This window comes from Desulfurococcus sp. (genome assembly GCF_038881575.1).
Taxonomy (GTDB): Archaea; Thermoproteota; Thermoprotei_A; order Sulfolobales; family Desulfurococcaceae; genus Desulfurococcus.
Window position 1 is genome coordinate 1 of the sequence record NZ_JAVZPN010000022.1, and the last position, 5157, is coordinate 5157.

The 5157-nt window shown below is 46.6% G+C and carries 8 protein-coding genes and 1 pseudogene; 8 read left to right on the plus strand and 1 reads right to left on the minus strand.

The features are described from left to right. Positions 1-257 precede the first annotated feature (257 nt). From tnpA to QXV08_RS08910, 6 genes and pseudogenes are all read left to right on the plus strand, one after another. Positions 258-596: pseudogene (gene tnpA, locus QXV08_RS08885) on the plus strand (IS200/IS605 family transposase); the annotation flags it as partial. Positions 597-919: 323 nt separating this feature from the next. Next, positions 920-1210, plus strand: coding sequence for a hypothetical protein (locus QXV08_RS08890; RefSeq protein ID WP_342821584.1), 291 nt, complete (start codon positions 920-922; stop codon positions 1208-1210). Positions 1211-1359: 149 nt separating this feature from the next. Next, positions 1360-1548, plus strand: coding sequence for a hypothetical protein (locus QXV08_RS08895; RefSeq protein WP_342821585.1), 189 nt, complete (start codon positions 1360-1362; stop codon positions 1546-1548). A 23-nt stretch (positions 1549-1571) separates the two neighbouring features. Next, positions 1572-2198: a hypothetical protein gene (locus QXV08_RS08900; RefSeq protein WP_342821586.1), complete on the plus strand. Its 627-nt coding sequence runs from the start codon at positions 1572-1574 to the stop codon at positions 2196-2198. 468 nt (positions 2199-2666) lie between these two features. Then, positions 2667-3392, plus strand: coding sequence for a hypothetical protein (locus QXV08_RS08905; RefSeq protein WP_342821587.1), 726 nt, complete (start codon positions 2667-2669; stop codon positions 3390-3392). Positions 3393-3405: 13 nt separating this feature from the next. Next, positions 3406-3798: a hypothetical protein gene (locus QXV08_RS08910; RefSeq protein ID WP_342821588.1), complete on the plus strand. Its 393-nt coding sequence runs from the start codon at positions 3406-3408 to the stop codon at positions 3796-3798. Here QXV08_RS08910 and QXV08_RS08915 read toward each other — a convergent pair. Beyond that, positions 3795-4238, minus strand: coding sequence for a hypothetical protein (locus QXV08_RS08915; protein ID WP_342821589.1), 444 nt, complete (start codon positions 4236-4238; stop codon positions 3795-3797). The two genes, QXV08_RS08910 and QXV08_RS08915, sit on opposite strands and share 4 nt — an antisense overlap. Before the next feature lie 186 nt (positions 4239-4424). Between QXV08_RS08915 and QXV08_RS08920 the strand changes: the two genes are divergently transcribed. Continuing rightward, positions 4425-4661, plus strand: a complete 237-nt coding sequence (locus tag QXV08_RS08920) for a hypothetical protein (RefSeq protein WP_342821590.1) — start codon at positions 4425-4427, stop codon at positions 4659-4661. 43 nt (positions 4662-4704) lie between these two features. Then, a partial coding sequence (locus QXV08_RS08925; RefSeq protein ID WP_342821591.1) for a hypothetical protein occupies positions 4705-5157 on the plus strand: 453 nt, incomplete at its 3' end.

The following is a 5157-nucleotide window of genomic DNA, read 5'->3' on the forward strand; positions in this document are numbered from 1 at the left end:
AAACACTACCAGCAAAACCCGAGACGATGTTGTAATCTTTTAGTTTTCCTACAGCATCAATAAGTTTTGCTGCATCGGTCTTGGGATTGCATCACCCTTGGGGGCGTTCAGGGGCACCCCTAAACCCCCACATCTTAAGTATCTATGAAATAGGTTTATACATGCGATTACAATTTCGAAAGCCTCGCCCTTTAGGGCGGGGATGGTGTGGTATGGTTTATAAGCTCTGTATTCTCTAATGTGTTCTTAGGGTAGCCGTGGAGGGTGGCTCTCGGACATTGTTTGAGTTTAGGAGCACTAGGCATGCTAAGTACTGGTGTGGCTATCACTTCGTGTGGATTCCTAAGTACCGCAGAGATATACTGGTAGGTAATGTTGCTGAATACACTAGAGAGGTGCTGAAGCAGATACTTCTTGAGCTTGGTTGTGAACCTATAGCTATCGAGGTGCTACCGGACCATGTTCACGTGTTCTGCTCATGCCCTCCACGGCTATCCCCCGCATATGTGGTGAACTACCTCAAAGGTAAGAGTGCTAGGAGGATACTGCAGAGGTTCCCGGAGCTGAAAACCGATGCTACTAGAGGTAAGCTATGGTGGTTGCCCGTGTCCATTAGCTAGGCTGTTTTAGTTGTTTTGGTTGTTTTGGTTTTTCTGGACATGGGTTCATCCCACCTGTTTATCCCCTTTCTCCCCGCCTGCGGCTCCAGGGGGTCGCTATGCTCCCCGGAGCCATCGGCGAAGAGCGGTTCACAGAGCCTCGTCCCTCGCCAACGGCTCATCAGCTCACAGGCTCCCAGCAACTAAAACACGTGGATGCTTATATGCCTTTACGTCGAACTCATGGAAAAAACTCAAATAACCAGAAAAACCAAAAACTAAACAACATATAGGCAGTCCACATCTACGACCTAGTTTGCGTGAGGAACAGCGGGTCGAGGTGCGCCGACCTTCTGCTCACGCGTCCTACCGAGGTGCTGGCGTCTCTTGTATCTCTATACGGTGGAGATAAGGAGAGCGCAGTCATAGCTTTCACGCTCGTGTTCCTGAAACCTCTCGAGAAAGTCCTCGGCGCTGAAGATCTATCGGATCACCTACTTGAGCTAGTGAAGACCGGTGAAAACCGGGAGTTCATCGAGGCAATCGCCAAGGCTCTGTCTTCATCTAAAACTGCGGAATCTAACCTCCTCTTCACTCTAGAAGGGTTATAGGTTATTAGCTCTAAAACATTACCAAGCATTATTGATACCGTTGTTGATGATAATTATTATGCTGTTGATGCTTATGCCGTATCAACCCCCGGCAAGAGAGGAACATAACCCCCGTATAGGGGGTTCCTAGAAAACAAAACAAACTAGGGATGTACCCATTCCAAGTTATCGCTAGGAGTACGTTCAACGAGGTTCTCGGCACCATAAACCTAGTGCTCGTCATAATGCCGCATAGCCTCCCAGTAGAGGTAGTGAATTACCTGCACATACTGCTAAGCTACTATAATATATTTAGACTTTCATCAATGGGATACAGTACGTCATCTGGTTCCTCCTAAGCAGCTTTCTACGAGATAGAGGAATGAGCTTCATCGACATAAAGGCCATCTACGAGTTCTTCAAACGCAGGGAGGTGAGCAACGGCACGGTCGGAGACCTCATCGAGATGATGGCGAACAAGGGAATAATCGTGAAGAGGCAGGGCAGGTACTACACCGCTGTAGACGATGAGGAGCTAATCCTAGAGCTAATAGATGCTAAACGGGTTAGAAGCGGCCGGAAGGGTGCCAAACAATTGCTAGAGACACTTGCCACGGATTCGGAAGCAGAAGGCAGAGGCACCGCAAGGGAGAAGACCATTCCACTAGCTGTCAAGAGGGTGCTTCGCATTGCTGAAAGGCTAGTAGAGCAGGGTCAGACACGAAGAGCGCTGGGGCTAATACAGCACACCCTCGTAGGCACGCGGGAGAATGGAAGATGGGTACTGTGGATTGACGACATATTCATCTACTGGGAGAAGAAGGCTAAACCCAACTACCACTACTTCCGCTCCGAAAGGCTAGCGGAAATACTTCGGGATATGGGCTTCAGGCAGGAGTTCGTACACGTGCAGCCAGTAGGCGGCCTAATAAAGGCGTGCTTCCATGACAGTTACAGAGAAGCGAGGAAAATACACTACATACTTAAAACCATGGGACGGCTAGCTTAGGGATCGCCACTAATACTATATATAGCTGTCTACCCCGATAACACCGGGGGATTTAGGCTAGAAACCATCTATGGAGAGTTAGTAGCAGAGGTAAACTACAACCCCGCACAAGCACGTGCAATTACCAAACACCTCGTTGTGCCCGAAGAACACGTGAACAAGAAGAACGACAACACCTACTTCAAGTACCAGCGGTAAACCCCGAGAGCTATTCTCTCAGCGGAAAAACACAAGACCATCACACCCATAGCTATATCGTATAAATATTCATTTCAAGCAACACTCCAACATTCAAATCTGTGGAAACCAGTGGTGTAGGCTATGAGGAGTGGAGAGGGAAGTAAATATAATAGGCATACGAAGGCCTGTAGTAAAAAGCATTGCTATAGAGGGAAAACAAATACTGTCATAAAAGTTTTTTAACTTTCTTATCTTAACTTTATAACTTGGGGTGTAAAGTTGTTCTCTATGATTAGGCTAAATAATAAGGTTAGCATAGTGTTGATTGTCATAGGCTTGTCAATAATTGGTGGTTTGATATATTCATCTGCAATTGCAAGCAAGGAAAATAGTGTAATCCCGAAAAGCGACGTTGAAGCTGGTATTGATTTGCAACTCCTTAATAAATGGAGCTTCATAGTTGTAGAACACAATAGCAGTGTGCTGTACAAAAACCTGCAGAAAATCTTGACTTATAAGAACATTAACGCTTCGACAACAAGATGTGGTAGTGTATCCACGCTTGCTGGTAGCGAACTTTGGAAGCCGTCTATAGTCATATTGAATCTGTTAGACGAGGAGGTGTTGAAAGAGATAAATTCTTCTGCTAGAAACATCGATGTTCTTCGTGGACTTGCACGAGGCAGCAACTACATACTTTTTGTAGCAAATGATTCAAGAGTAATTCAGAGTATTAGTAAATTATTTGACCCACCACTCAGCTACATTAGCGAATCTAGAGTTACAATCACAAAACAGTATAAAGATGGAAGAGCCGAAACCATATCACAGAATTTGTTAATCGTTGTAGGCAGGACATATAGGAACATAGATGGGCGGCTAGTTCCAATCGATTTTACAGGCACAGTGCATATCGACGACTTCAACAACATAGATGATGCAATCCAAAAGGCATTGCTTAATACCCTAATGTTAGTTGTAAAAGCAGAAAATGATTTAGTACCTGGGAGGTGAAGGGGTGAGTATGATGAGGGCGATAGGCAGAGCGCATCTGTCGGTTCTGCTAGCTCTTTTAGGCCTGTTAGCAATACTATGCTTGCCTGATGTAAATGCTGGTGTGACACAACAAAATTGGAATTTGATATTGGTTGGTTATGGCTATCAAAGTAGTTCTTATGGTAACATATATTATTACTATGAAGTATATAAATTCGCTGGATATACACAGGCTGGATATCATGAATGGTATGCAGTGTATTTGAGAGATATTGTCGATCCTGTAAATCCCTCAAGCAATAATGATGGATTTACTGTTGCTGGAAAAGCAGGTCAAAGTGCTACTGGTGGAGGCGTTGGCCCATATATCTATGATAAATATGGTGTCTTTGGCATTTACAACTTCGAAAGCCTCGTCCTTTAGGGCGGGGAGGAGGTCAGCCCGCGTCCCTCCAGCCACTCCTTTATTTCTTTCACTCTCCTCTCCGGGGTATCGCTGTCGACCACTATCTCCCTGGCGCCCACCATGGAGTAAAGCTCGCGGTAAAGTGCCAGCTGGGCTTCGACGAGCTCTCTCAGGATCACCCTTGCCTCCCCTTCACGGGGACCCGCTTCGCGGAGTATCCTCTTTATCTCGCTCACCTTGTACGTCTCTATACCTCTCCTGCAGTCAAAACCATAAGCAGACAACGCCTTTTCAAGCTCCCTGATCCTCCTCCTGAGTTCGCCTATGGAAGCAGGCTCTTCTTCCACAGCGTTCACCGCCAGCGCCTCACGCAACTGCTTCGGGTTTTCCGTAGCTGACCTCCTCCCCGCCCTAAAGGACGAGGCTTTCGAAGTTGTAACTTTTTCCTCCTCCCCCATCTACTTGTGTATATTACATATTATATAATATTTAGTATACTACATATCTTACTTGCTTGTTCTAGGGGCGAAAAGTTTATAAGGGGCTTTTGACATATCATAAACATGGGTGAAACACACATGTCCCAATCCCAAACCCAGGTTCAAACCCAAACCCAAACTACGAAGAAATATAAGTTGGTCGATATGAGAGAATTGTGCAAAGTCCACGGGATACCATACGACAACGACGTCGACGTCAATCCAAGCGAGTTCATCTTCATCGACGAGCACGGAGGAGAAACCGATTTCATCGGGTTCTTCGAGGGCACAACACTACTTGCTATGTACGAAGGCTCTGGTAAGCTCTACGCGATCGTCGACATACCCTCGCCGCCTTCTTCGCATAGTGTTGAGCTCTTAGTCTTCGAGAGAGTCCAGTAGATCTTTTTTTCTCCGCTACGTCATAGGCGTGGGTGGTAAATACATGTCCCAGGTCCAAATCCCGATAAAGATAGAAGTTAAAAGGGAAAACGCGCCTGAACTATACAAATTCATCGACCTCTACCTCACTCCGAAGAGGTTCATGACCGTAACCGAGTACCAGAGGTTGATAGGATCGTGGCCCGGTAGACTCATAGACCTCGTCTTCAGGGACACGTGCGACGTTATCTTCGAAGATGAGGAATGTCCAGTCGACGTTGATAAGATAAGAGAAGAGATATTCGATGCCCTCGCAAACTCCCCCGAACTCGAACAACTAACAGAGGAACTGGACGTGGACTGGGCGGGTATAGATCCACGGGACAACGACATACACGTGGACGACAAGATAGTGATCGTGCCGGTACTTAGGTTCGATGACAGGAAAGATGAGCGTGCGGGCTGGAGGTGGATCGGGATCTCAACGCGGCCCTCAACCTGCGAAACTACGGGTTGG